The sequence below is a fragment of the Streptomyces parvulus genome (genome assembly GCF_014648855.1).
In the GTDB taxonomy this organism is placed as follows: Bacteria; Actinomycetota; Actinomycetes; order Streptomycetales; family Streptomycetaceae; genus Streptomyces; species Streptomyces parvulus.
This window is the reverse complement of record NZ_BMRX01000015.1, coordinates 39,167-64,426: the sequence shown is the minus strand read 5'-3', so window position 1 is coordinate 64,426 and position 25,260 is coordinate 39,167. Positions and strand designations below refer to the sequence as shown.

Genomic DNA, 25,260 nt, shown 5'->3' with positions numbered 1-25,260 from the left:
CACGCGGGTGAGCGACTGAGACGCGGGGAACGTAGCACGGAAACAGACTTCAACGAAGTCCCTCAGTAAGAGCAAGAATCAAACATTTTCCTTCATCGCAAGCCGTGTTGTCCCTTCCGTTTACATCGATGTACACCCGGCTCTACTCTGGCGCGGATCTCGTCCTCCGCAGGAAGGAAGACCGTCGTGATCCTCCGCCTGTACCACCTCCTCGCGCGGGCCCGGGGCAGGGCCGCGCTCTGCCTGCTGACCGGCGTCCTGAGCCTGGCCCTGGCCACCCCCGCCACCGCCGGCACCGACGCCCCGGGGGCGTCCCGTCCGCCGGAGACGGCCACCGCCTCAGGACCCGCCGTCGCACCCGCGGCCACGGGAACGCCGCTGCGCGACGGCACGGGCCTCTATCCGCGCGCCGTCCGCCTCGAGCACAACGGCGCCGCCGACGGCCGCGTCCTCGCGAGCGTCGTCACCTTCGACGGTGACAACGGCGTCGGCGCGATCCACGAGAGCACCGACCAGGGGGCGAGCTTCCGCGAGGTCGGGCGGGTCGTCGACCCCGACTCGGGCGCGGGCCAGGGCCTGTGCTGCACCACGCTCTTCGAACTGCCCCGGCAGGTCGGCGGGTTGCGCGCGGGCACGCTGCTGTGGGCCTCGTCGGCCGGCCAGGACGAGCAGAACCGCCGGATGGCCCTCAGGATCTGGCGGAGCGACGACGTCGGACGCACCTGGTCCTACCTGTCGTCGTGCGCCGTCGCCGGCGGTACGGGCGGCCTGTGGGAACCGGAGTTCTCGGTGGCCGCGGACGGCGCGCTGGTCTGCCACTGGTCCGACGAGACGGATCCGGGGCACAGCCAGAAGCTGGTCGCCGCGCGCAGCTACGACGGTGTCCACTGGCAGGACCGCCACGACACCGTGGCGAGCACCCTGTCCACGGACCGCCCGGGCATGCCGGTGGTACGGCGGCTGCCCGGCGGCACCTACTTCATGACCTTCGAGATCTGCACCCCCGGCGGCCAGTACCAGTGCGTGGTCCACTTCCGGACCTCGGCGGACGGCTGGGACTGGGGCGACCCCGCCTTCCTCGGGTACCGCCCCGAGACCGCAGACGGCAAGTACTTCCGCGCCGCGCCCACCGTCGCCTGGGCACCGTCACCGGACGGCGCTCCCAACGGGCGGCTGCTGCTGATCGGGCAGCGACTGCTCAACCGGGACGGCACGCCCGCCGCGGGCAGCGGCCGCACGATCCTCGCCAACACGGAGAACGGCAGCGGTCCGTGGTACGAGATCCAGGCGCCCGTATCCGTGCCGGCGCCGGAGGTCAACTACTGCCAGAACTACAGCTCACCGCTGCTCCCGTCGGCGGACGGCCGGCGGGTGCTGGAGATCGCCACCGACTGGGACGGCTCGGTGTGCAGGCCGTACTTCGCCACCGGCGCCCTCACCGGCACCGGTGACGCGGCGGGCGCCGCCGACGGCGCGGTCCACCGGCCGGTCAACGCGAACAGCGGACACTGACGGGACGTGGCCGAGGGCTCCCGGGCCCCGGGCGGCCACGTCCGGCACAGGACCTGCAACGGCCTCCGGCGACAGCTCCGGCGGGTCTGAGCGGCACGGCGTCGGCGGCCGGCGCGGGTCATGGCACGGCCCGTCGGGCGGTGCTGCCCCGGACCACCAGCTGGGTGGGGAGTTCGAGGCGGAGCTGGTCGGCGGGCTCGCCGTCCATGATGCGCAGCAGCGTGTTGGCGGCCATCGAGGCCATGTCCTGCAGCGGCTGACGCACCGTGGTCAGCGGCGGGTGGGTCCAGCGGGCCACGGGCAGGTCGTCGAAGCCGACGAGGCTCACGTCGTGCGGGATGGCCCGGCCGCGCTCGCGCAGCGCCTCGAAGGCGCCGAGGGCCTGGAGGTCGCTGGCGGCGAAGACCGCGGTGGGGGCCGGCTCCCCCGCGGCGTCGGCGGCGTCCAGCAGACGGGCCATCTCGGCGCGTCCCGAGGTGTCGTTGAACTCCCCGTACGGCACCCAGCCCGCCGGCACGGGGAGTTCCGCCGACTCCATGGTGGCGCGGAAGCCGTCGGCGCGGGCCCTGCTGCACAGCACGTGCCGGGGGCCGGCCAGGTGGGCGATCCGGGTGTGGCCCAGGTCGATGAGGTGCCGGGTGGCGCTCACCGCGCCGGCCCAGTTGGTGGCGCCGACCGTGGGGACCAGCGCGTCGACGCTGCCGACGGGGTCGAGCAGGACGAAGGGGACCTCCAGCGCGGCCAGCCTCTTGCGCTGCTGGGGCGTCAGGTCGGAGACGACGAGGATCGCCCCGTTGCTGCGGCGGGCGGCGAGCTGGTCGATCCATTCGCGGGTGTCGGAGCTGCGTCCGTGCACGGCGGACAGCACCATGCTCGCGCCGGCTTTGTGGAGCACCTCGTCCACCCCGCGGATGATCTCCACCGACCAGAGGCTGTCGAGTTCGTTGAGGACGAGGTCGACGACGGCGCCCCGGCGGCGGGCGGGCCGGCGTTCGTATCCGAGTCCTTCCACGACCGCCTCCACGCGGTCCTTGGTCTCCGCGGAGATGTCGGAGCGCCCGTTGAGGACCTTGGAGACGGTGGAGACGGACACGCCCGCCTCGGACGCGATCATGCTGAGGGTGACCCGGCCCGGGGCGTCGGGCTTCTCCGCTGTCATTCGAGGTGTCCGTTCCGCTGGGTGGTGCGTACTCCGCCACTCCGGGGGCCGCCACGCAGGAGTCTGCCACGCGCCGGAGGCCGGGCTCACCCCGCCTCGTCGTCGCTCGGCGGCGTGTGCCGGTACTCCGCCCAGGCGAAGTCGGCGGTCATCCCCGCGCCGGTGAGGTCCTGCGCGCACAGTCCGGCGAAGGCTCCGGTGAACCCCCACGCCGTGAAGTGGCCGGTCGACGGGTCGCCGAGGGTCGCGCTCTCGTCGGAGAGCCGGGTGACGTCGAGGTCGGGGCCGGTCCGCCGCCAGCCCGCCGCCCGCGCGCCGCGCCAGGAGAAGGCGCCCTGCGCGCCGAGGACCGTCAGCCGCAGGTCCACTGGGCCCGGCCGCACCGCCACCGGGGATGCGGGCTCGAAGTACCGGCCGTGGGCGCACAGTCCGACGCGCAGCACCCGGCCGAGCTTCTCGTCCCAGGTCAGGTGCAGGTAGTGCCAGAGCGTCGAGTTGTAGTAGTGGACGATGCCGGCCATCTGGAGCGGGGAGCGCGGGGCGGCCTCCAGGCGCGCGGAGAACTCGAAGTCCCTGGCCTGCTGCCGGCGTGCCACCAGGCTCTGCCCGTGGGTCGAGCCCAGTGACTGGCCGGCCCGCAGCCGCAGGTGGCCGGGGCGTTCGGACAGGTCCAGCCAGGAGGCGTCGGGATGGCGGCGCAGGGTCGCCCAGGGGGCGGCGAGGCGCGGCCCGTCGAAGTCGTCCCGGGCGGGCGGACGGGGCGCGGGGGCCGGGGGCAGCGCGGGCGCGGGCACGACGGTGCGCGGCAGTGGGCCGGCGTGCCCGGCCGGGGGCTCGCCGTCGAGGCGGGGCCAGCCCTCGGGTGTCCACACGACACGCTGGATGGCGGTCTCCCGGCCGAGCACGCACGGGCCGAGGGGGCCGAGCGGGCGGGCCATGAGGTGGGCGAGGTACCACTCGCCGTCCGGGGTCGTGACGAGGCTGCCGTGTCCGGCCTTCTGGAGCGGCAGCCGGTCGTGTCCCGCGGAGGTGAGCAGGGGGCCCGCGGGGTCGGCCTCGTAGGGGCCGGTCGGACGACGGGCACGGGCGACGGTCACCGCGTGCGCCCAGGAGGTGCCGCCCTCCGCGGTCATCAGGTAGTACCAGCCGCCGTGGCGGTAGACGTGCGGGCCCTCGGTATGCGCGAGCCGGGTGCCGCCGAAGATCCGGTGCAGCGGGCCGGTGACCCGGCGCCGCGCGCGGTCCCACTCCTGGAGCAGGATGCCCGCGAAGGGGTGCCGGCCGGGGCGGTGGTCCCACTCCATCCACAGCGCCCAGCTGCGTCCGTCGCCGTCCGGGCCGTCGTCGTGGAAGAGGGACGGGTCGAAGCCGTGCGACGGGAAGGGGGCCGGGTCGGACCAGGGGCCGTCGAGTGAGGGGGCGGTGATGACATGGTTGCGGACGTCCTTGAAGGCGCCCGAGAGGTTGGTGACGTCGCTGTAGACGAGGTGGAAGAGTCCGTCGGTGTGGGACAGGCAGGGGGCCCAGACGCCGCCGGAGTCGGGCCGGCCGGTCAGGTCGATGAGGCGCTTCTCGCGCAGGATGCCCCCGAGCGGACGCCAGTTGACGAGGTCGCGGGAGTGGTGCACCGCGACGCCCGGGAGCCATTCGAAGGTGGAGGTGGCGATGTAGTAGTCGTCGCCGACCCGCAGGATCGACGGGTCGGGGTGGAAGCCGGGCAGTACGGGGTTGACGATGTCGGGGCCTCGGCGCCCGTCGGCCCGTGGCCGGTCGGACCGGTCCTGGCCGGGAGCGGTGGGCACGGCAGTCATGTGTCTCTCCGGGGAGTGAGGGGGTGCGTCAGCCCTTGACGGCGCCGGCCATCACGCCGGACACGATGCGCCGGGCGAGCAGCGTGAAGGCCGCGAGGACGGGCAGGACGGAGACGACGACACCGGCGAGCATCAGGGTGTAGTCGGTGTAGTAGCCGGCGGCCAGCTGGTTGAGGGCGATCTGCACGGTGCCGTTCTCCGGCGGCAGGGCGATCAGCGGCCAGAAGTAGTCGTTCCAGGCGAACATGAAGGTGAACATGGCGAGGACGGCCGCGGTGGTCCGCACCCCGGGCACCACCACGTGCCAGTACGTGCGCAGCAGTCCGGCGCCGTCCATGCGGGCGGCCTCGACGAGTTCGTCGGGGATGTTCTCCTCGACGGCCTGACGCATCCAGAAGACGCCCACGGCGGAGACCAGGGCGGGCACGATCAGCGCGGACAGCTTGCCGTACAGGCCCATGTCGGTGACGAGCATGTACAGCGGGATGATGCCGAGTTGCGTCGGCACCATCACGGTGACGACCACGCACACCAGCAGCGGGTTGCGGCCGCGGAAGCGGAGCTTGGCGAAGGCGAAGCCGGCCAGCGAGGAGAGCAGGACGTTGCTGACGGCGGTGGTGCCGGCGACGACGAAGGAGTTGCCGAGCGCCTGCCAGAAGGCGGACAGCTCGAAGACGCGCTGGAGGTTCTCGACGAGGTGGCCCCCCGGCACCAGCGGTGGTGTGGAGCCGGCGAGGACGGAGTTGTCGTCGTGGGAGGCGACGACGACGCTCCAGTAGAGCGGGAAGACGGAGGCGGCGGTGATCGCCGCCAGGAGGGCGTAGGCGACGGGGCCTGCCTTGTCGAGCCTGCCCGGCCCGCGCTTGGGGACGGTCCGCGGCACACCGCGGCGGACGGCGGCGCCCCGGCCCGGTGCCGGGACTCGGGGTGGTGTGGTGACGGCCATGGGGTTCTCCAGGTTGCCGGGGCGGCGGTCAGCCGCGCTCGGAGCGGCGTGCCAGCAGGAAGTTGACGGCGGCGACGACCGCGATGACGAGGAAGAGCACCCAGGAGACGGCCGAGGCGTACCCGGCGTCGTTGTTGATGAAGCCGTACTTGTACAGCATCAGCGTGAGCGTCTGGAACTGGTGCTCGGCTCCGCCCTCCGCGTTGCCCTGCTGGTCGAACAGGAAGGGCTCGGCGAAGAGTTGCAGGCCGCCGATGGTGGAGATGACCACGGTGAAGACGATGGTCGGCCGGATGGCGGGCAGGGTGACCTTCCGGAAGGTGAGGAGGCGTCCGGCGCCGTCGATCTGCGCGGACTCGTACTGGTCGCGGGGCACGGCCTGCATGGCGGCGAGGTAGATCAGCGCGTTGTAGCCGGTCCAGCGCCACATGACCATGAAGCTGATGGCGAGGTGCGAACTCCAGGTGTCCGCGGTCCAGTCGACCGGGTCGCCGATCAGCCCCGTGCCCTCCAGGACCCAGTTGACGATGCCGAAGTCCCGGCCGAAGAGCTGGGAGAAGACCAGCGCGACGGCGACCACGGAGACGTACTGGGGCACGAGGACCAGGGCCCGCCACACGCTCTGGGCGCGCAGGTGCCGGTCGAGGAGCCAGGCGACGCCCAGGGCGGCGAGCAGCTGCGGCGCGGTGGAGAGGACGAAGATGCTGAGCGTGTTGAAGGTGGCCGTGTAGAAGTCCGAGTCCTCCAGCAGCCTGCCGAAGTTCTCGAGGCCGACCCACTCCCCCGCTCCGGCGAGGCGGTCCCAGTCGTGCAGGGACACCCAGAAGGTCTGGAGCAGCGGATAGAGCCCGAAGACGCCGAAGACGAGGAAGAAGGGGGCGATGAACAGGTAGGGGAGCAGATGGCGCTCCCCGCGGAAGCGGCGCGGGGTCGTCGCGCGGGCGGGTGGGTCCGTGGTGGTGGAGGCGGCCTGGAGCGCCATGCTGGTCTCCGCAACGAGGAGGTCTGAGGGGCGGGAGGGCGGGGCGGGGGCGGCGCGCGGGAGCCGGCGCCGCCCGGCCGGTGTCAGCGGAGGTTCTTGTCCGCTTCGTCGAGCGCCTTGTCCCAGGCCTCCTCCGGGTCCGCCTTGCCCTGTTCGACGAGTTGCAGCGCGTTGCCGAACGGGATGCGGGCCTGCTGGTCCTTGGTGCCCCGGTAGTTGGGCCCCAGGCCGCGGGCGGAGGAGGCGAAGAGCTGACCCGTCGGGGCGTCGTTGAAGTACTCGGACGTGGTGCCCCGGACCTCGGGGTCCTCCAGGACGGGGACGAGGGAGGGCAGCGCGCCGACCGGGCCGGTGAAGATCTTCTTCTGCGCGGCGGCGGAGGTGAGGAAGTCGGCCAGCTCGGCGGCTTCTTTGGCGTGCTTGCTCTGCTTGGGCACGGTGAGGAAGGAGCCGCCCCAGTTGCCGCCGCCGCCCGGCACCGCGGCGATGTCCCACTTCCCGGCGCCCGCGTCGCCGGCGGCGGTGGCGATCTGCCCGGTCATCCAGGCGGGACAGGTCATCGTGGCCATCCGGCCCTGCTTGATGCCGGCGTTCCACTGCTGGCTGAAGGGCTGGAGGTTGGCCGACTGCTCGTCTGCCGTCGCCTGGGCGCTCGCCATGAAGAACTCGCGCACCTTGGGGTTCGTGTCGCCCACGTACTGGTCGCGGGCGTCGAAGAAGCCGTACTCGGTCTGGTTCATCATGGCGGTGAAGATGTTGCCCGAACTGTCGAACCAGGCCTTGTCGCCGACCCGGGACCGGAACCTCTCGCCGGTGGCGAAGTAGGCGTCCCAGGTGGGCCAGAGCTTGCCGACCTCCGCGCGGTCCGTGGGCAGGCCGGCCTTCTCGAACAGGTCCTTGCGGTAGCAGATGGCGAGGCTGCCGACGTCGGTGCCGTAGCCCATGACGAACCCGGGAGTGCCGAGCGTGCCCTGCTCCCACTTCCAGTCCAGGTACTCGTCCTCGCGGTCCAGGGCGCCGTGGTCGGCGAGGTTGGTGAACTTGTCCTTCACCGCGCGGAACTTGGGCAGGTAGCCCTCCTCGATCGCCACCACGTCGGCGGCGCCGCTGCCGGACGCGATCTGGGTGGAGAGCTGGTTGTGGTGCTGGTCGAACTGGGAGATGCGCTCCTTGACGTCGATGCCGGGGTGGGTGCGCTCGTACTCCTCGATCAGCGGCTTGTAGCCGAAGTCGCTGAACGTGGCGACGGTCAGGGTGAGCCGGCCGTCGGCGGCGTCGGAGCCCGAACCGCACGCGCAGAGGGCGAGGAGTGCGGTGGCGGCGGCGAGCGCGGCGGCGGTTCTGCGGGCACGCGTAGGGCCCATGGCGGTCCTCCGGGACAGGGGCGTGGGTGGGTGGCAAACAAAGTCGCCGCCTCCGAAAACAATGTCAAGGGTTTCGCGAAAACTTTAGGTCGGCACTCGTCCACCTGCGAACTCAGACCATCCGGCCCGGGGTTCGGCGAAGTTTCGTGGCGCCGGGCCTCCGAGCTGCTCGAATCTACGAAAATTTCGCGATCGGTTGACCCGGCCCGGCGGCCCCAGCACCATGCGAGCGCCGTGACCCTACGAACCTACGAACCGGAGACACACATGACACACATGAGACGGGCGCTGGGCGCGGGAGTCGCCTCCGCCGTGCTGCTCGCCCTGACCGGGCTGTCCTCGACGGCCGCGGCGGATCCGGCACCCCCGGCCGACCCGGCCGCGGCCGCCGGGGGCCGCGCCGTGCCGGCCGACGGCAAGGTCATGCTCGTGATGGGCCAGGACAGCGACACGCTCGGCGACTACCGCCGCGACGTACTGGACGACCCGGCGCTCGCGGCGCCCGCTCCCGGTGGCGTGACGCTCTACACCAACCTGGTCCTGGGCGGCTCCCCGGAGGCCCTGGCCGGGATGAACGGACCGGCCGACTGGGGCGCGGGGACCGTCGACTTCGCCCGGACCATGCGCGACTACCCGGACGCGGCCGTCGCCGTCGGCCTGTACCTCTCGGACGCCACCTCCGGCTGCACCAACCAGCCGCTGCGCGCCGTCATCGGCCGGGACGACGCCGACGTCACGGCGGGGAACCCGAACCTCGTCACCCGGTACCGCGCCAAGGTCGACGAGATGATCAACCGGTTCAAGAGCTACGACCGGGACGTCCTGCTGCGCATAGGCTACGAGTTCGACGGCCCCTGGAACTGCTACAACTCCGAGTTCTACAAGGAGGCCTTCCGCTACATCAAGGGCCGGATCGACGCCCTCGGCGCCACCCGGGTCGCCACGGTGTGGCAGAGCGCCGCGTGGCCGGTGAACACCCACCCGGACCATCCCGAGTGGAACTACGTCGTCACCGACCCCGGCCACCTGGACGACTGGTACCCCGGTGACCGGTACGTCGACTGGGTCGGCCTGTCCTCGTTCTACAACTCCCGCTCGGTGCGCACCCAGTGGGGCTGCGGATCGTACGACACCGATCCGGTCGGCCTCCAGGACCGGATCCTGGACTTCGCCAGGGCACACGGCAAGCCCGCCATGGTGTCCGAGGCCGCGCCGCAGGGCTCCCGCACCGGTGCCGGGACCACGAGCTGCATCTTCCGCAACAACCCGGCGCCGACAGGCGGCCAGGCGATCTGGGACGGCTGGCACGCCGGTTACTTCGACTGGCTGGACCGGAACAAGGACGTGATCCGGGCGGCGGCCTACATCAACACGAACTGGGACGCCCAGACCCAGTGGCAGTGCGCCGGCGGCGCCCAGGCCGGCGGCCCCGGGTGCGCCAACGGCAACTGGGGCGACTCGCGCGTGCAGGCCGACCCCACCGTGCTCGCCCGTTTCCTCGACGAGATCAGGAGGCCGACGTGGTCGCACAACGGCTGAGGACCGTCCTGCGGTCCCTGACCGCCGCCGCTTTCGCGCTCCTCCTGTTCCTGCCGGCCGGCCCGGACACTGCCCGGGCCGCCGACTCCACCGCCGGCGCGGCCGCCGCTCCCGAGCTGCTCCTCGGCCAGTCCACCAGGGGCGCCTGGGACGACTTCCACACCTTCGGGCAGAACGCCGACGGCGGCTCCGTCTACTACGAGCTGCGCGCGGGCGACTGGGTGAACCCCGCCCACCGCGCGTACGCCACCCTCCTCGCCGAGCAGGGCAAGACCGTTCAGGTGGGCATCAGCTGGAAGGACAACCCGCCCGGCTTCGAGGGCGGCGACGAGAACGCCAAGGCGGCACGGTCCCGGGCGGTGACCGCCGAACTGGCCGCCGGCGGGCACACGGCGTCCCTCGACCGCCTGCTGGCCTTCACCGAGGCCCATCCCCGGGCCCGGTTCAAGCTGCGCCTCGACTACGAGGTGAGCAGCTTCTACCACTGCACCGACGCGAGCTGCTCCTCGTACAAGAACGCCTTCAACCGTCTGGCGGGCTACCTGGACAGCCGGTCCGGCGCGCACAACCTGGAGTACGTGTTCCATCCGGTGCGCGGCGAGTTCGAGGCGATGTACCCGGGTGACGCCGCCGTCGACTGGATGGGCGTCTCCGTCTTCGCCCACGAGCTGTGCCTGCCCCTCTACGACCGGGGCCCCCTCTACAACGGCACCCCGCCGCAGAACTACGACGTGGCGGCCAAGCAGTGCCGCAACGCGTACATCGGCACCGACGCGCACGGCAACCCGGCCGCCGTGTGGCGGAACTTCGACCACGACGCCAACGTGCTCAAGCTGCTGAAGTTCGCCCGGGACCACGGGAAGCGGGTCGTGCTCTCCGAGGCGGGACTGATGAACTTCACCGCCGACGGCTCGTCCACCGACGGCCTGGAGCAGCAGGCCGGCGACCTGTGGGTGAAGCGCCTGTTCTCCCTCATGAACTACCGGGGGCCGATCCCCAACCTGCCCGGCACGCACGATCTGTCCGGGGTGATCCGCTCCGTCGCCTACATCAATCTCGACTTCCGCTACGGCTGGGACGGCATCGACGACGGGAGCTTCGACTTCCCGCCGGACACGACCTGGTTCGTCGACGGGCGGCTCTCCCGGTACGGGGCGGCAAAGGCGTCGTTCTGCCAGGGCCTGGCGGCGAACGGGTTCACCGCTCGCTGCCGGTGATCGCACGGCACGGCGGGCGGCCGGGCTCCGGTCCGCCCGCCCCTCGGCGCCTCACCGCCGGCCGCGGCGCACCGGCTTCGCCGCCGCGGGCAGTGCCCCGGCGGTCTCCGCGGTGCCGGCCGGCGCCGTCCGCGCGCCGGTCTTCTCCCGGGCCGCCTGCTCGGGGTGTCTCGCCGCCCAGTACGGGTTGTCGTGCGAGAGCTTGCTGGAGACCCGGCCGTACATGCCGAAGGTGGCGATGAAGAGCCCCATGACGAAGCTGAAGATCACGTTGCTCATGCCGAAGCCCAGGATGTTGGCCGGGCGGTCCAGCACGAACACGTGGGCGAAGCCGCTCAGGAAGAAGAGCCCGCCCACCACGATGTTGAGGGTGGACGCGAAGTTGCCGCCGATCACCGCCCCGCCGAGCAGCGCCAGCCCCACCACGGTCGAGATGACGCTCAGGGCGACGTTCGTGGTCATGCCGGCGATCGTGTCGCCCGCCGTGTCGAAGGGGCTGAGCGCGTCGGCGAAACCGAGGGCGGCGAAGGCCAGCAGGACGAGACCGCAGAAGCCGGCCCCGTAGCGGTAGACGCTCGCGAGGTGGTGGTCGACGGGCAGTTCGTCTCGTAGCTTCATGTCCCTGTTTCGCCCGCCGGGCCCGGGGCGGATGCGTGCCCGGCGCGCAGTTCACCCGAGTGGCCCAGAGGGCTCGCCGGAGGCTCCCGCCGCGACGGGCGCGGTCGCGCCGTTGCCCCCATGATCTCGTACAGGGACGGAATCGTGGTGAGCGCCGGGAGGAAGCGGTCATGGGAAGCACCGTGCACTGGCTCTTCGGCGACCAGCTCGGGCCGCACTTCCTGGCGCCGGGCGAACACGGCCCCGGCCGGGACACACCGCTGCTGATGATCGAGGCGCGCTCGGTCTTCCGGCGGCGCCGGTTCCACCGGGCCAAGGCGCACCTGGTGCTCTCCGCGATGCGGCACCGCGCGGCCGAGCTGGGCGACCGGGTGACCTATGTACGGGCGGACACCTACCGGGAGGGCCTGGACCGGGCCGCGCGGGACCGGCCGGTCACCGTCCACCACCCGACCTCGTACGCCGCCGTCCGGCTGGTGCGCTCCCTGCCGCGGGTCACGGTGGGGCCGGCGCGCGGCTTCATGGTGCCGACGGACGACTTCGCCGCCTGGGCGGACGGGCACGGCGGCAAGCGGCTGCGGCAGGAGGACTTCTACCACTGGGTGCGCAGACGGCACGAGCTGCTGATGGACGGCGACGGCCCGGCGGGCGGGCGCTGGAACTTCGACCACGACAACCGGCAGCCGCCCCCGCGCGACGCCGAGACCCTTCCCGTGCCCGCGCCCTACCGGCCTCGCGAGGGCGAGATCGACGACGAGGTCCGCCACGACCTCGACCGGTGGGAGAAGGACGGCGACGTCTCCTTCGTCGGGCGGGACGGGCCCCGCCGGTTCCCCGCCACCCGCACCGAGGCGCGCGCCGCGCTGGGACGCTTCCTCGCCCACCGGCTCGGCGGCTTCGGGCCCTACGAGGACGCCATGCTCGCCGCCGACCCCGTGATGAGCCACAGCCTGCTGTCGTCCTCGCTCAACCTCGGCCTGCTCGACCCCGCGGAGTGCGTCGAGCGCGCGGAGAAGGAGTGGCGGGCCGGCCGGGCGCCGATCGCCAGCGTGGAGGGGTTCGTCCGGCAGGTCGCCGGATGGCGCGAGTACGTGTGGCAGCTGTACTGGTACTTCGGCGAGGAGTACCGGCGCTCCAACGCGCTGCGCCACACCGCCCCGCTCCCCGGCTGGTGGAACGACCTGGACGCGGACGCCGTGGACGCGCGCTGTCTGCACACGGTGCTGGCCCAGGTCCGGGACACCGGGTGGACCCACCACATCCCCCGGCTGATGATCCTCGGCAGCCACGCCCTGCAGCGGGGCTGGGACCCCGCCGCCGTCACCGACTGGTTCCACCGCTGCTTCGTGGACGGCTACGACTGGGTCATGGTGCCCAACGTCGTCGGCATGAGCCAGTACGCCGACGGCGGCCGGATGACGACGAAGCCCTACACGTCGGGCGGCGCCTACGTGCACCGGATGAGCGACCTGTGCGGGCCGTGCCGCTACCGGCCGGGCGACCGGACCGGCGAGCACGCCTGCCCCTACACCGCCGGGTACTGGGCCTTCCTCGACCGGCACCGGGAGCGGCTCGGCCACAACCACCGCACGGCCCGCCCGGTGCGGCAGCTGGACCGGCTCACCGACCTGGCCGAGGTGCGCCGCCGGGAACGGGACCGCGGCGACGCGCCGCCGTGAACTCCGGGCCGGATCCGGGCGCATCCGTTCGGGCCCGGCCGGCGGAAGCACAGGTGTGCAGGTGACCGAGAGCGAGAAGAGGTTGTGCATGCTGGGACCGCCGCCCACGGTGGCCGAGCCGGTCAGACCGGCCGACGGCCCGCTCACGGTCCGCGACGCCGTCCGGGCCGCCGAGGCGGAACTCGACGCCGTCCTCGAGGCGAGGCTGCGCCAGGCCCGCGAGGTCGATCCCGTCTACGCACGTGACGTCGCCGAGCGCGTCGCGGCCTTCGTGCGGCGCGGCGGCAAACGGCTGCGCACGGCGTTCGCGTGGTGCGGCTGGCGGGCGGCCGGCGGGCCGGGTGACCCCGTGGCCGTGCTCCGCACCGGGGCCGCCCTCGAACTCGTCCAGACCTGCGCGCTGGTCCACGACGACGTGATGGACGGGTCGCCCCTGCGCCGCGGCGCGCCGGCCGTCCACGTCGACCTCGCGCGCATGCACCGGGCCGCCGGGATGAGCGGTGCCGCCGAGACCTTCGGCGCGTCCGCCGCCGTCCTCGCCGGCGACCTCGCCCTGGCCTGGGCCGACGACCTCCTGACCGAGACGGCGCTCGGTTCCCCGCACGGGGTCCGGCTGCACCGCGAATGGCAGGACATGCGCGGTGAGATGGTCGCCGGCCAGTACCGGGACCTGCACGCCCAGGCCACCGGCGCCTCGGGCGTCGAGGAGGCGATGCGCGTCGCCACCCTCAAGAGCGCCCTCTACACGGTGGAACGCCCGCTGGCGCTGGGCGCGGTGCTCGCCGGCGCCGACGCGCGGACGCTGGACGCGCTGCGGTCCGCCGGACGGTGTGCGGGGCTCGCCTTCCAGCTCCGCGACGACCTGCTCGGCGCGTTCGGCGACCCGGCGGTGACGGGCAAGCCGGCCGACGAGGACCTGCGCACCCGCAAGCCGACCTGCCTGCTCGCCGTCGGTCTCAGGACCGCCGAGGCGCGCGGCGACGAGGAGGCGGCGGCCGCGTTGGCCCCCGGCACGGGGACTGGAACGGACGACATGGTGTGCCGGATGCGCGACGCGCTGGAGCGCACCGGGGCCCGGGCCGTCGTCGAGTCGACCGTCACCGAGCTGGCCGCGGCCGGCCTGCGGCATTTCGCCCGGACCGGCGCGGAGGCGTCCGTGCTGCGGGAGTTCACCGCGCTGGTCGAGCGGGCCTCCGGGGTGGCGGCGGGGCGTACGGCCGGGGAGGCCGCGTGAGGACGGTGACGGGGCCCACGGACCACGTGGTCGTGGTGGGAGCGGGACTCTCGGGGCTCGCCTGCGCGCTGCACCTGCTGGGCGCGGGCCGCCGGGTGACGGTCGTCGAACGGGACGACGGGCCGGGCGGCCGGGCGGGGCGGGTGAGCCTCGGCGGCTACGAGATCGACACGGGGCCGACCGTGCTGACCATGCCGCACCTGGCCGACGAGGCGTTCGCCGCCGTCGGCGACCGGCTCGACCGCCACGTCGAACTGATGCCGCTGCACCCGGCGTACCGGGCGCGCTTCGCCGACGGCACCGGCCTCGACGTCCACACGGACGGTGAGGCGATGGAGGCCGAGGTGCGGCGGTTCGCCGGGCCCACCGAGGCGGCCGGCTACCGGGACCTGCGGCGGTGGCTGGAGCGGCTGTACCGGGCGCAGATGGGTCGGTTCATCGACACGAACTTCGACTCGCCCTTCCAGCTGCTGCACCCGGACCTGGCGCGGCTCGCGGCGCTGGGCGGCTTCGGGCGGCTGGACCGGCGGATCGGACGCTTCATCACCGACCCCCGGCTGCGACGGGTCTTCTCCTTCCAGGCCCTGTACGCCGGGGTGGCGCCGGCCCGCGCCCTGGCCGCCTACGCGGTGATCGCCTACATGGACACCGTGGCGGGCGTGTGGTTCCCGAAGGGCGGCATGCACGCGCTGCCCCGCGGGATGGCCGACGCGGCCGCCGCCGCGGGCGCCGGTTTCCGCTGGTCGTCCGAGGTGACCTCGCTGGAGAGGTCGGCCGGCCGGGTGCGCGCGGTGAGACTGTCCTCGGGGGAACGCATCCCGTGCGACGCCGTGGTGCTGACCTGCGAACTGCCCGCCGCGCACCGGCTGCTGGGCCGGGCGCCGAGGCGACCGGTGCGGCTGCGCCACTCCCCCTCGGCGGTCGTGCTGCACGCCGGGACCGACCGGACGTGGCCCGGACTGGCCCACCACACGCTGTCCTTCGGCGGCGCCTGGGAGGCCACCTTCGAGGAACTGACCCGCTCGGGGCGGCTGATGAGCGACCCCTCCCTGCTCATCACCCGTCCGACGTCGCACGACCCCGGGCTCGCGCCGCCGGGCCGGCATCTGCACTACGTCCTCGCACCGTGCCCGAACACCGACGTCGGGCCCTCCGCCGCCGAGTGGCGGGACCTGGGACCCCGCTACCGGGACGGTCTCGTCGCCGAGCTGGAGCGGCGGGGTCTGGACGGCTTCGCGGCCGGTGTGCGGGAGGAACTGCTCGTGACGCCGCTGGACTGGGCGGCGCAGGGGCACTCGGCGGGCAGCCCGTTCTCGGTGTCCCACACCTTCGCGCAGACCGGCCCGTTCCGGCCGCGCAACCTGGTGCGCGGCGTGGACAACGTCGTCCTGGCGGGCTGCGGCACCACGCCGGGCGTCGGCGTGCCGACCGTCCTGATCAGCGGCAAGCTCGCCGCCGCGCGGGTCACCGGCGGGGCCCGCGCCGCCGCCCGCACCGTGCACGCCCCGCCGGCCCCGCGAGCCGGGCGTGCCGCCCCCACCCCGACCGCGGAAGGCTCCCATGGCCCGTCGTGAACTGGACGCCGCGCACATCACCGATCCCGGCCTGCGCGCCGCGTACACCCTGTGCCGGCGGCTCAACGCCCGCCACGGCAAGACCTACTTCCTGGCCACCCGGCTGCTCCCGCTGGAGCGGCGTGCCTGTGTGCACGCGCTGTACGGCTTCGCCCGCTGGGCCGACGACATCGTCGACGACCTGGACCGGCACCGGACCCCCGAGGAGCGCGACCGGAAGCTGCGGGTCCTGGAGAGCGACCTGGCGCACGGGCTGCGGGGCGGCGAGGGCGCCGAGCCCGTGGTCCGGGCGGTCGCGGACACCGCCGAACGGCACGGCATCGAGCACTCGCTGTTCGCCGACTTCCTCGTGTCGATGCGCAGCGACCTGCACGTGACGGACTATCCGACCTACGCCGACCTGCGCGCCTACATGCACGGCTCGGCCGCCGTGATCGGCCTCCAGATGCTGCCGGTGCTGGGTACGGTCGTCCCCCGCGAGGAGGCGGCACCGCACGCCGCGGACCTCGGGGTGGCGTTCCAGCTCACCAACTTCCTGCGGGACGTGGGCGAGGACCTCGACCGGGGCCGCGTGTACCTGCCGGCCGACCTCCTGGCCGCGCACGGCGTGGACCGGCCGCTGCTGGAGTGGAGCCGCCGCACCGGCCGCCGGGACCCGAGGATCCGCGCGGCCCTGGTCGCCGCCGAGGCGATGACGCGGGAGGTGTACCGGGCGGCGGAGCCGGGCATCGCCATGCTCGACCCGCGGGTGCGGCCCTGCATCCGCGCGGCGTTCACCCTCTACGGCGGGATTCTGGACGCGATCGCGCAGCAGGACTACACCGTGGTGCACCGCCGTGCCGTGGTGTCCCGGGGCCGCCGTGCGCTGACGGCCGCCGCCGGGGTCGCGGGCGTGGTGGCCGCGCGGCGGCGTGCGCGGGCGGCGCGGCCGGCAGGGCGAACGAGCGGGGCGGCATCCCGGACGAAAGGACCCGTGCAGTGAGTGACCGAGCGGACCGGGCGGGCTGGACCCCGCCCCTGCGGCGGCGCGGCCGGCACGACTGGGCCACGCAGACGCCGACTTGGCGGGAGGCGCGCCCGGCGCTGATCGACGACGCCCTCAAGCGGGCCTCGGCGCGCCCCTCGGGCAACTGGTTCGTCGTCGGCTCCTCGCGTGAGGTGGGCGCGGGCGGCCGGCCTCGCGGCCGGACGGTGGCCGGAACCGAGGTGGTGCTGTGGCGGTCGGACGAGGGTGAGTTGCGCGCCGGTCCGGGTGCGTGCCCGCACCTGGGCGCACCCCTGCGCGACAGCCGGGTGGTGTGCGGGACGCTGGTGTGCCACTGGCACGGACTGGCCCTGGACGGCGGGCCGTTCGCCGGATGGGAGCCGTACCCGGTCCACGACGACGGGATCCTGGTCTGGGTCCGGCTGGACGCGGTGGGCGGGGAGGAGCCGACGGAGCGGCCGGTCGTCCCCGAGCGGCCCGCGCCGGGCGGCGGTGTGGACGCCGTCTTCACGGGCGTCGGGCGGTGCGAGCCGCAGGACGTGGTGGCCAACCGGCTCGATCCGTGGCACGGCTCCTGGTTCCACCCGTACTCGTTCGTGGACCTGACGGTCGCCCGGCCGCCGGTCGGTGAGGAGGACGACGTGTTCGTCGTCGACGTCTCCTTCCGGGTGACGGGACGTCTGGTGGTGCCGGTGCGGGCGGAGTTCACCGCGCCGGAGCCGCGCACGGTCGTCATGCGGATCACGGAGGGCGAGGGGGCGACGTCCGTCGTGGAGACCCATGCCACGCCGCTGACCGCCGAGGGCGCGGCGCGTCCGCGGACCGCCGTCGTCGAGGCGGTCGTCGCGGCCTCCGACCGGCGCGGCTTCGCGCTGGCGCGGGCCGCCGCGCCGGTGCTGCGGCCGCTGATGCGCCGGACGGCCGGGCGGTTGTGGCGCGACGACCTCGCCTATGCGGAGCGGCGCTGGGAGTTGCGCAGCACCGGCCGGTTCCCGGGCTGAGCGCGGCGGTCCCCGGCCCGGCCGAGTGCCCGCAGTACGGGTGACCGGCCGGCCCGGGGCACCGTCCACAGGACCTGTCCCCGCACCCCCCAGCCCGCGAGGAGCACTCCGGCGGCCAGGAACCCGGTGGTGGCGGCGCGTTCCATGAGGGCCACGGGCAGGTCGCAGCGGATGGCGTCGCCGGCCAGGGTCACGTTCGGGTGGGGGGTGACGACGGTGGGGCGCCGGGAGTGGGAGCCGACCGTGAACAGGGGGCAGTCCGCGCGCCATTCGTGCCGGACGTCCACGATCCGGGCCGGCCCGGTCTCGGGGTAGACCCGGCGGAGGCTGTCGAGGAGGCGGCGCTGCACGGTCTCGGGGTGCGCGTCGGCGGGGACGGCGTAGGCGTGCAGTTCGACCACCGAGCCGCCGGTCCTGGCGGCCCAGCGCGCCGCCTCTCCCTCGTAGCGCTCCAGCACGCTGATGTTGTCCAGTCCGTCGTAGCCGCTGGTGCCCAGGAACCCGGCGCGGTCGGCGCGGACCGGCCGGTCGAGCCAGTACCGGGAGACGAGGAAGGGCGGGGCGGTGCCGAGGGCGGCGATGTCGTCCCGCCAGGCGGGCGTGCCGAGCCCGGGGGAGGCGGCGGACAGGCCGCGCAGGGCGCCGGGGTCGAGGGCGAGGACGGCCGCGTCGTACCGGTCCAGGGCGTCGTCGCACCGCAGCTCCACTCCCCCGTCGCCGTCCGGGTGGACGCCGCGCACGGGTGTGCCGGTGCGCAGCTCGGCCCCGAGGCGCTGGAGGTAGTCGCCGAGCGGGTCCCACAGGGCCTGGGGGAAGGGCTCGTCCGGCACGTCGAAGAGCAGGCCCTCGGAGGAGCCGAGGAAGTAGATGTGGAACATCAGCAGCAGTTCGGCGGCGGACAGTTCGCGCGGGTCGGCGAAGAAGCTGCGGGAGAACACCTCGAAGGCCAGGTGGTGGGCGGCCTCGGGGAAGCGGACGCGTTCGAGGAAGTCCGTGGCGCTCGTGGTGTCGAAGCGGTCGTAGACCTCGGGCACGCGCACGTCGAGGAGCGGCAGGGCGGCCGCGGCGTCCATGGCGGCGAGGTCGCGCCAGCCGAAGGTGGGGCTCAGGGCGACGAAGCCGAGCGCGCTGAGGGGCGGGGTGCGCGGGACGCGGGCGAAGCTGTCGGTCAGGCCGCCGCTGTGGCGCAGCGGGTAGTCGGGCAGCGGGCGCAGCCGGTCGAGTCCGGGGTCGGTCCGCCGCAGCAGGCCGCGCAGGTTGTAGTACTGGCGGAAGAAGGCGTGGAAGCCGCGGGTCATGGTGGCGCCGGATCCGTCGGCGAGCCGGGTGGGCCGGCCCGCGAGGCGGCCGCCGAGCGTCCGCTCCCGTTCGTAGAGGGTCACGCGGGCGCCGCGTTCGGCGAGCAGGGTGGCCGCCGCCAGACCGGCGATCCCGCCGCCGACGACCGCCACGGCGGGGGCGTCACCGGGGGTGAAGCGGTCCCGGCCGGGTGCGGGCATCATGATCTCGGCCTTGCGGTCGCGTCCGCGCCGGGCCGCCGTCCGTCCGTTCACCGGGCCTCCTCCCCCTGCGGGCCGGCGGCACCGTTGCGGGCCAGGAAGGTGTGCACGATGCCGGTCTGCCAGCCGGCGACGGGCGCCGCGCGTACGCCGGTGAACCCGGCGTCGGCCAGGCGGGCCGTGAAGGCGGGGGCGGTGTCGAAGCGGACGACGCTGTGCCAGAGGTGCCGGTACAGGGCTCCGTCGCCGGTGATGCTGCCCGCGGGGATGATCAGGCCCCGGCAGACGGCCGTCCACAGGGCGTGGTGGGCGGCGGAGCCGCTGAGGCTGTACTCGTGGACGGCGAGCCGGCCGCCCGGCCGCAGCAGGGTGCGGAGGGCGGCGAGGACGCCGTCGGGGTCGGTGACGTTGCGGAACAGGTAGGCGGCGAAGACCGCGTCGTAGGGTCCCTCGCCGGTCGTGACCACCTCCTCGGCCGTCAGGTGCCGGAAGCGCACCCGGGCCGGCCAGGGTTTGGCCAGGGCGCGGCGCAGCATCCCCGCGGAGGCGTCGACGGCGGTGATCCGGGCGCGGGGCGCGGCCCGCAGCAGGGCCCGGGTCGAGGCGCCGGTGCCGCAGCCGAGGTCCAGGACGTGCAGGCCGGCTCCGCCGCCGGGCAGTTGGAGACGGCGTGCGGAGCGCAGGAGGTCGGTGCGGTAGCCGGGGTTGAGGGCCGTGAGGCGGTCGTAGGTGTGCGAGGCGTGGTCGAAGGCGCGTGCCAGGTCGTGGTCGCGCAGGAGCGTCATCGGTGGCCTTCTCCGGTTCGTGGGGTGCCGTGCGGGCGTCGGGGCAGGAAGGGGAGTTCGAGGGCGGTGCGGAGCATCGGGCCGACGGGGGTGCGCAGGCCGATGCCCCAGTCCTCCCAGGGGGCGGTCTCGCCGTCGAGGAAGCGCAGCAGCCGGTGCGGCGGGACCCGCCGGAAGAGGCCGGTGAAGAAGTCGGGTCCGTCGATGCGGCCGGTGTCCAGGGCCCGGAGCAGCACCGCGTCCATGGCGAGCGCCCGGCGGCCGTGCGCGGGGGGCACGAGGACCCGGCCCCGGTGCAGGGCCTCGGCGATCGCCCGGCTCTGGCGTTGCACGGCGGCGAAGGTGTACCCGGTCGCGGGGCGGGTGGCGCCGCCCGCGGTTCCGATCCGGTGGACGGCGGGGCCCACCCGGCGGGCGAAGCGCGCGTCGGTCATGGGGATGACCCCCTGCTCGGCCGCTTCCACGGTGAACGCGCCCAGTTTCAGGACGTCGTGGGTGTACTGGGCGAGCGCCGTCTCGTAGGCGTCGGTGGTCAGCGGGGTCCGGGAGAACTCGGTGTACTCGACGAGCGCGCGGTCCGGCGCCAGCGGCAGGACGTAGCCGAAGGCGAGGCCGTGGGGCGGCTGCGGGACGCGGAAGTCCATGAGGTCGGCGACGCGGGGGTCGAAGCGGGAGCCGTCGGTGCGGACGAACCAGCCGCGGAAGTGCTGTGCGAGCCGCGTCCGGGCGGGGGGCAGGACGCGCCGGGGGCGGGAGTCGAACACGTGGCGTGCGCGGAGCAGGCGCGTGTCGCCGTCCGGCGTGGTGCAGCGTACTTCCGCGGTGCCGTCGGCGGAGTTGCGCACCGTGTCCGCCGTCGCGCGCAGGACCCGTACGCCGGGGGTACGGGCCAGCCGCGCGTGCGCCAGCCGTTCGAAGTCCGCCGACCGGACCATGCGGTAGCGCAGGGGCGCGGGGTCGACGGTGATCGCGTCGCCGTCGCGGCCGTGGACGCGCAGCCGGGACCAGGACGCGGTGACCGCCTCCTCGAAGTCGGCGGTGTACTCGGCGTCATGGGGGCCGCGGGCGACCTGGTCCCAGTAGCACCAGGTGCGTTCGGGGGGACGCAGGGGGCCGTCCGGGGCCTCGACGAGGGTGACCGTCGGGGAGCCGGGCGCCGTGAGGCGGAGCGCGAGGCTGAGTCCGGCCGCACCGCCGCCGACGACGACCACGTCCGACGTCGTGTCGGGGGCGGGCCGGTTCACCTGGTGCGCCGTTCGACGACGGGGGTGCCGTCCTGGTCGGTGAGGACCAGTTCGGCGTCGGACTCCAGCGCGTCGGCGACGGCCGCGACGACGCGCCGGGGGTCGCCGCCGGGCGGCATCGGCGGGGCGGTACCGGCGACGGGCCGGTCCGCGAAGCCCGTGTCGAGGTGGCCCGGCCGGATCTCCAGGACGCGGATGCCGCCGGCGCGCACCTCGCGGCGGGCCGCGTCGAGCCAGGCGCTCAGGGCGGCCTTGGAGGCGCTGTAGTCGGCCATCCCGGCCTGGGGGCGGCGGGCGACGACCCCGGTGAGGGCGGCGACCGCGGAGCCCGGGCGGAGGACGGTGAAGGCGGCGCGGAAGAAGGCGGTGGGCGCGAGGAGGTTGACGGCCGCCAGGTGCTCGGCGATCTCGTCGCCGGTCTCCGCGGCCGGGCCGAAGGCGACCGTGCCGAAGGCGGTGACGACGGCGTCGAGCCCGCCCAACGCCGTCGCGGAGTCGTGGACGGCGCGGGCGCAGGACGCCGGGTCGTAGGCGTCGAACGTGACGGTGGGCGCGTCCTCGTGGGCGCGGGCGGCCGCCGCCAGCCGCGCGGGGTCGCGTCCCGCCAGGACCGGTCGCGCTCCCCTGCCCCGGAGTTCGGCGGTGAGGGCACCGCCGAGGACGCCGGTGGCACCGGCCACCAGCACGCGCGCACCGTCCAGGTTCACTGTCCACTCCCGATCGCAGGGGCGCGGCGGCCGTCGCGCCCGTCGTCCGTGTCCTTCGCGTACTCCGCGCATCCGTGTTCTCGGCGGATGCCGCGGGTTCCGCGTCTCCGCGTATTCCGCCCACCGGCCCGTGGTGGATGCGGCGGATGTGATCCGGTGGGGTCAGCCGCCGTCCCCGTCGGCGAGCACTTCGCGCGCGGCCCGGGTGCCCGAGGCGAGCGCGCCCTGCACGCTGCCGGTCGCGCGGTGGTCGCCGCAGACGTAGCGGCCCGCGGACCGGCGCGTCGTACGGCTCGTCGGCCAGGGCGGCAGCATCGCGGGGAGCGCGTCGCGGACCGTGTACGTGGCGACCGTGGTCCAGTCGCCGGTGTCGGTGCCGTAGAGGTCGGCCAGGCGGCGCAGTACGTCGGCGTCCGCTCCGGGGCGGTCGGGGCCCAGTACGGAGGTGGAGACCAGCGCGGTGCCCGGGGGCGCGTAGGTGGGGGTGACCTCGCTCGGGACGCAGGTGTTCAGCACCTCGCCGGTGCCGTCGACGACCAGCGTGGGTTCGGCCAGCGGGGTGCGGGGCGCGGCGTGGTAGTAGGTGGTGACGGTGCGGGTCTCCGGGAGGTCGCCGCCCGGCAGCAGGCGGGCCGCCGTGGCGGCGTCCGTCGCCACCACCACGGACGGGGCGGACAGTTCCCGGCCGTCCGCGAGCAGTACCCCGGAGCCGGTGACCTCCGTGACGGGCGTCTCCAGCCGGAGGACCGCGTCGGGCAGGCCGTCGGCCAGCTGGGCGGGGACGGCGCCGATGCCGCCGGCCGGGAGGCAGAGGGTCCCCCTGACCATGCTGCGCCAGACCAGGTGGAAGAAGCGGGCGGAGGTCTCCAGCCGGTCCTCCAGGAAGACCCCCGACAGGAAGGGCCGCAGGATGTCGCCGACGACCGCGTCGGACACGCCGGCGCGGGAGAGGGCGTCGGCGGTGGACCGGTCCCGGCCCCGTTTGACCAGTCCGGCCGGGAGCAGCGCGTCCCGGGCGGTGAGCGCGGCGAGGGCGGCCAGGTCGCGGGCGTCCAGCGCCCTTCCGGGCAGCAGCGTCCCGGCGTCGCGGGGGCGGCGGGTCGGGTCGGCGAGGCGGACGGGGCCCTCCGGGGTGTGCGCGAGGATGCCCGGGGTGAACGGGGCCAGGCGCAGGGCACGCAGGTCCAGGCGCCGTTTGACCTGGGGGTAGGAGGTGTTGAACACCTGGAATCCCCGGTCCAGCAGGAAGCCGTCGCGCCGGTCCGTGCGCATCCGGCCGCCGACGCCGTCGGACGCCTCGAGGAGCGCGACCCGCCGTCCGGCGCGGCACAGGTCCAGCGCGCAGGCGAGACCCGCCAGGCCCGCTCCGACGACGACCGTGTCCGCGGTCCCCTGGTGCCGTGTCGTCATGCGCCCCTCCTTCGACAGCGGCCTCCGCCCGTCGGGAGACCGGATCCACCCGAGCACGTTCCGCCCGGCGAGGCCAGGCGGCACCGCCGCCGGGTACCCGACAGGAGGAGCGCTGTCACCTGTGTACGACCTGCTCCACCACCGCGACGGCCTCCGACAGTCCCGGCGGGTGCGGCAGCCCGGGAGAGGTCTGCCCGGCCCAGCCGGGGCCGAGCGTGAGGACGACGGGCTTCCTGCGGGCGCCGCGCACACCCCACTCGATCGCCGAGACGTGCTGGGCGAGCGGGCGGCTGGCCGTGGTGCGGGACTGCGCCCACAGCCCCACCGCGGCCGGCCCGGTCCTGCGTACGGCCGCCACGAGCGACTCGACGGGCAGCGCGCCGCCGAACATGCGTACCGGCAGGCCGCGTTCGGCCAGCGCGGCGGACAGGACCTCCAAGGGCAGCGTGTGGTTCTCGGCGGGCACGCACGCGAGCACCGTGGTGGCGCCGGGCCGGTCCGCGGCCACGGGCGGCGCGTGCCGGCGCAGGGCGCCGGAGACGTGCCAGGACAGGAAGTGCTCGACCTCGACGTACCGCTCGCCCGCGCTCTCCCACTTGCGTCCGACGGCCTGGAGCGTCGGCATGATCACCTCCGTCCAGGCCGCGACCAGTCCGTGCTCCGCGATCGCGTCCTCCAGTTGCTTGTCGAGGGCGACGGCGTCGAGCCGCAGGGCCGAGCGGGCGATGCCCTTGCACTCCTGGCGCACGTCGCCGAGGCGGAGCCCGCTGCCGGCGCGGCTGCGTTCCGCGGTGGCCGGGGGCGCCGGCGGGGCGGGCCTCGGGGGCGGGGCCGGGGCGGTCTCGCCGAGGGCGAGGCGGGCCGCCTCCGCGGGCGGGAGGCCGGTCGCCGTCAGCGCGCACATGCGTTCCAGCCGGGCGAGGTCGCCGCCGGTCCAGCGGCGGTGCCGGCCGCCGGTGTGCGCGGCGGGTCCCAGGCCGTAGCGGCGGTCCCAGGACCGGACGGTGGTCGGCGCGACGCCCAGGCGCCGCGCGACCTCGCCGGTGGTCAGCCCGCCGGCGTCCCGGGCGTCCGCCTCGGTGTCCGCTTCATCGTCCCTGTTCAGGCCCATACCTCCATCTTACGACGCACAAACGACGCATGTTGTGTGCGTCGTTTGCCCTCACAACACTGTTGTCCAAGGGCTGCTGCCAACGAACCCCACGCCGTCCGGATCCCGCCGCGGGGGTGGCTCCCGGCCTCGGTCCGCGCAGACGGCAGGAGGAACAGGTCATGAGCACGAAAGCGCGACACTCCGACGTCACCGCAGGCCCGCGGGAGGACCTGACGGAGGCGGAGCTGGCCCGCGGTCTGTGCGCGTCCGACGAGGTCGCGTTCGCGGCCGTGTACCGGCGCTGGGGCTCCCTCGTCCACACCCTGGCCAGCCGCTCGCTCGGCGACCCCCACGAGGCGGAGGACGTGACGCAGCAGGTGTTCATCGGCGCCTGGCGCGGGCGGGCCGGCTACCGCCCGGAGCGGGGGCCGCTCGGCGGCTGGCTGGTGGGCATCACGCGCCGCAAGATCGTCGACGCCCTTGCGGCCAGGACGCGCCGCCTCGCCCTGGTCGAGTCCGCGGCCCACGACGCCGGCGGGCAGCGCCAGGAGGCGGGGGTGGACGAGGTCCTGGACCGGGTGCTGCTGGTCGACGCGCTGTCGCGGCTGCCCCGGGGCCAGCGCGAGGTGCTGTGCATGGCCTTCTACGAGGACCTGACCCAGGCGCAGATCGCCGAGCGCACCGGGACGCCGCTGGGCACGGTCAAGAGCCACACGCGCCGCGGTCTGCTCCGGCTGCGGGAGGGGATCGAGCGGGGCCGTGCCGACGAGACCGCCGCGGCGGCCCGCGAACAGAATCCGCCCCGCACGGCGCATCCGTCGTGACGCCCGTGCCCGAATCAGGTACGAGCCATCAACGAGACCGCCCCGACGGGCGCCACTCTCGACGAAGGGATGATCCT

The 25,260-nt window shown here is 74.4% G+C and carries 21 protein-coding genes; 9 read left to right on the top strand and 12 right to left on the bottom strand.

Annotation, left to right across the window (positions count from 1 at the left end; all coding sequences use genetic code 11):
• The first annotated feature begins 186 nt into the window (after positions 1-186).
• Positions 187-1,512: a sialidase family protein gene (locus tag IE108_RS27555; protein ID WP_229852429.1), complete on the top strand. Its 1,326-nt coding sequence runs from the start codon at positions 187-189 to the stop codon at positions 1,510-1,512.
• 118 nt (positions 1,513-1,630) lie between these two features.
• Here IE108_RS27555 and IE108_RS27550 read toward each other — a convergent pair whose 3' ends face one another.
• The 5 genes from IE108_RS27550 to IE108_RS27530 all read right to left on the bottom strand — a co-directional run bounded on the left by IE108_RS27550 (position 1,631) and on the right by IE108_RS27530 (position 7,774).
• A complete protein-coding gene (locus IE108_RS27550) occupies positions 1,631-2,671 on the bottom strand; it encodes a LacI family DNA-binding transcriptional regulator (protein ID WP_064726004.1) in 1,041 nt (346 codons plus the stop codon).
• Between the two features lie 86 nt (positions 2,672-2,757).
• Positions 2,758-4,482, bottom strand: coding sequence for a glycoside hydrolase family 43 protein (locus IE108_RS27545; protein WP_064726005.1), 1,725 nt, complete (start codon positions 4,480-4,482; stop codon positions 2,758-2,760).
• Between the two features lie 28 nt (positions 4,483-4,510).
• Positions 4,511-5,428, bottom strand: a complete 918-nt coding sequence (locus IE108_RS27540; RefSeq protein WP_079163390.1) for a carbohydrate ABC transporter permease — start codon at positions 5,426-5,428, stop codon at positions 4,511-4,513.
• Between the two features lie 28 nt (positions 5,429-5,456).
• Complete coding sequence (locus tag IE108_RS27535; RefSeq protein ID WP_064726006.1) at positions 5,457-6,410, bottom strand: carbohydrate ABC transporter permease; 954 nt, start codon at positions 6,408-6,410, stop codon at positions 5,457-5,459.
• An 83-nt stretch (positions 6,411-6,493) separates the two neighbouring features.
• The gene (locus tag IE108_RS27530) at positions 6,494-7,774 is read right to left on the bottom strand and encodes an extracellular solute-binding protein (protein WP_064726007.1); all 1,281 of its coding nucleotides are present in this window, start codon (positions 7,772-7,774) and stop codon (positions 6,494-6,496) included.
• Between the two features lie 267 nt (positions 7,775-8,041).
• Here IE108_RS27530 and IE108_RS27525 point away from each other — a divergent pair, with 267 nt between their 5' ends.
• Positions 8,042-9,313 carry a glycoside hydrolase family 26 protein gene (locus tag IE108_RS27525; protein WP_229852427.1) on the top strand — a complete coding sequence of 424 codons (1,272 nt, stop codon included), beginning with the start codon at positions 8,042-8,044 and terminating at the stop codon, positions 9,311-9,313.
• On the top strand, positions 9,295-10,530 hold the full coding sequence (locus tag IE108_RS27520) for a glycoside hydrolase family 26 protein (RefSeq protein ID WP_064726008.1): 1,236 nt from the start codon (positions 9,295-9,297) through the stop codon (positions 10,528-10,530). The genes IE108_RS27525 and IE108_RS27520 overlap by 19 nt, the downstream gene beginning before the upstream one ends.
• Before the next feature lie 51 nt (positions 10,531-10,581).
• Here IE108_RS27520 and IE108_RS27515 read toward each other — a convergent pair whose 3' ends face one another.
• Entirely contained in the window at positions 10,582-11,148 is a 567-nt protein-coding gene (locus IE108_RS27515; RefSeq protein ID WP_064726009.1) for a DUF4383 domain-containing protein, read from the bottom strand.
• A 182-nt stretch (positions 11,149-11,330) separates the two neighbouring features.
• On the opposite strand from IE108_RS27515, the gene IE108_RS27510 reads away from it, so the two are divergent.
• From IE108_RS27510 to IE108_RS27490, 5 genes are all read left to right on the top strand, one after another.
• Positions 11,331-12,827 (top strand): cryptochrome/photolyase family protein, encoded by a 1,497-nt coding sequence (locus IE108_RS27510; RefSeq protein ID WP_064731595.1) that lies wholly within the window; start codon positions 11,331-11,333, stop codon positions 12,825-12,827.
• A gap of 88 nt (positions 12,828-12,915) precedes the next feature.
• Entirely contained in the window at positions 12,916-14,061 is a 1,146-nt protein-coding gene (locus IE108_RS27505; RefSeq protein WP_064731597.1) for a polyprenyl synthetase family protein, read from the top strand.
• On the top strand, positions 14,058-15,635 hold the full coding sequence (gene crtI / locus IE108_RS27500) for a phytoene desaturase family protein (protein WP_229852425.1): 1,578 nt from the start codon (positions 14,058-14,060) through the stop codon (positions 15,633-15,635). The genes IE108_RS27505 and crtI overlap by 4 nt, the downstream gene beginning before the upstream one ends.
• Complete coding sequence (locus tag IE108_RS27495) at positions 15,622-16,617, top strand: phytoene/squalene synthase family protein (protein WP_064726010.1); 996 nt, start codon at positions 15,622-15,624, stop codon at positions 16,615-16,617. Before crtI ends, IE108_RS27495 begins: the two co-directional genes overlap by 14 nt.
• Entirely contained in the window at positions 16,614-17,621 is a 1,008-nt protein-coding gene (locus IE108_RS27490) for a DUF5914 domain-containing protein (protein WP_064726011.1), read from the top strand. The genes IE108_RS27495 and IE108_RS27490 overlap by 4 nt, the downstream gene beginning before the upstream one ends.
• Here IE108_RS27490 and IE108_RS27485 read toward each other — a convergent pair.
• The 6 genes from IE108_RS27485 to IE108_RS27460 all read right to left on the bottom strand — a co-directional run bounded on the left by IE108_RS27485 (position 17,570) and on the right by IE108_RS27460 (position 24,377).
• Positions 17,570-19,123, bottom strand: a complete 1,554-nt coding sequence (locus IE108_RS27485; RefSeq protein WP_064731596.1) for an FAD-dependent oxidoreductase — start codon at positions 19,121-19,123, stop codon at positions 17,570-17,572. The two genes, IE108_RS27490 and IE108_RS27485, sit on opposite strands and share 52 nt — an antisense overlap.
• Before the next feature lie 47 nt (positions 19,124-19,170).
• Positions 19,171-19,905, bottom strand: a complete 735-nt coding sequence (locus IE108_RS27480) for a methyltransferase domain-containing protein (protein ID WP_064726012.1) — start codon at positions 19,903-19,905, stop codon at positions 19,171-19,173.
• On the bottom strand, positions 19,902-21,149 hold the full coding sequence (locus IE108_RS27475) for a lycopene cyclase family protein (RefSeq protein ID WP_064726013.1): 1,248 nt from the start codon (positions 21,147-21,149) through the stop codon (positions 19,902-19,904). Before IE108_RS27475 ends, IE108_RS27480 begins: the two co-directional genes overlap by 4 nt.
• Positions 21,146-21,856 carry an SDR family NAD(P)-dependent oxidoreductase gene (locus IE108_RS27470; protein ID WP_064726014.1) on the bottom strand — a complete coding sequence of 237 codons (711 nt, stop codon included), beginning with the start codon at positions 21,854-21,856 and terminating at the stop codon, positions 21,146-21,148. Before IE108_RS27470 ends, IE108_RS27475 begins: the two co-directional genes overlap by 4 nt.
• 162 nt (positions 21,857-22,018) lie before the next feature.
• On the bottom strand, positions 22,019-23,266 hold the full coding sequence (locus tag IE108_RS27465; RefSeq protein ID WP_064726015.1) for an NAD(P)/FAD-dependent oxidoreductase: 1,248 nt from the start codon (positions 23,264-23,266) through the stop codon (positions 22,019-22,021).
• Positions 23,267-23,381: 115 nt separating this feature from the next.
• The gene (locus tag IE108_RS27460; protein ID WP_064726016.1) at positions 23,382-24,377 is read right to left on the bottom strand and encodes a MerR family transcriptional regulator; all 996 of its coding nucleotides are present in this window, start codon (positions 24,375-24,377) and stop codon (positions 23,382-23,384) included.
• 161 nt (positions 24,378-24,538) lie between these two features.
• Here IE108_RS27460 and IE108_RS27455 point away from each other — a divergent pair, with 161 nt between their 5' ends.
• Positions 24,539-25,183, top strand: coding sequence for a sigma-70 family RNA polymerase sigma factor (locus tag IE108_RS27455; protein WP_064726017.1), 645 nt, complete (start codon positions 24,539-24,541; stop codon positions 25,181-25,183).
• The last annotated feature ends 77 nt before the right edge of the window (positions 25,184-25,260 follow it).

Excerpts from the sequence above, each read along its gene's own strand:
- IE108_RS27455 (WP_064726017.1), top strand. The coding sequence starts at position 24,539 with ATGAGCACGAAAGCGCGACACTCCGACGTCACCGCAGGCCCGCGGGAG.
- IE108_RS27540 (WP_079163390.1), bottom strand. The coding sequence starts at position 5,428 with ATGGCCGTCACCACACCACCCCGAGTCCCGGCACCGGGCCGGGGCGCC.
- IE108_RS27480 (WP_064726012.1), bottom strand. The coding sequence starts at position 19,905 with ATGACGCTCCTGCGCGACCACGACCTGGCACGCGCCTTCGACCACGCC.
- IE108_RS27530 (WP_064726007.1), bottom strand. The coding sequence starts at position 7,774 with ATGGGCCCTACGCGTGCCCGCAGAACCGCCGCCGCGCTCGCCGCCGCC.
- IE108_RS27525 (WP_229852427.1), top strand. The coding sequence starts at position 8,042 with ATGACACACATGAGACGGGCGCTGGGCGCGGGAGTCGCCTCCGCCGTG.
- IE108_RS27535 (WP_064726006.1), bottom strand. The coding sequence starts at position 6,410 with ATGGCGCTCCAGGCCGCCTCCACCACCACGGACCCACCCGCCCGCGCG.
- IE108_RS27545 (WP_064726005.1), bottom strand. The coding sequence starts at position 4,482 with ATGACTGCCGTGCCCACCGCTCCCGGCCAGGACCGGTCCGACCGGCCA.
- IE108_RS27515 (WP_064726009.1), bottom strand. The coding sequence starts at position 11,148 with ATGAAGCTACGAGACGAACTGCCCGTCGACCACCACCTCGCGAGCGTC.
- IE108_RS27505 (WP_064731597.1), top strand. The coding sequence starts at position 12,916 with ATGCTGGGACCGCCGCCCACGGTGGCCGAGCCGGTCAGACCGGCCGAC.
- IE108_RS27495 (WP_064726010.1), top strand. The coding sequence starts at position 15,622 with ATGGCCCGTCGTGAACTGGACGCCGCGCACATCACCGATCCCGGCCTG.
- IE108_RS27485 (WP_064731596.1), bottom strand. The coding sequence starts at position 19,123 with ATGATGCCCGCACCCGGCCGGGACCGCTTCACCCCCGGTGACGCCCCC.
- IE108_RS27465 (WP_064726015.1), bottom strand. The coding sequence starts at position 23,266 with ATGACGACACGGCACCAGGGGACCGCGGACACGGTCGTCGTCGGAGCG.
- IE108_RS27550 (WP_064726004.1), bottom strand. The coding sequence starts at position 2,671 with ATGACAGCGGAGAAGCCCGACGCCCCGGGCCGGGTCACCCTCAGCATG.
- IE108_RS27460 (WP_064726016.1), bottom strand. The coding sequence starts at position 24,377 with ATGGGCCTGAACAGGGACGATGAAGCGGACACCGAGGCGGACGCCCGG.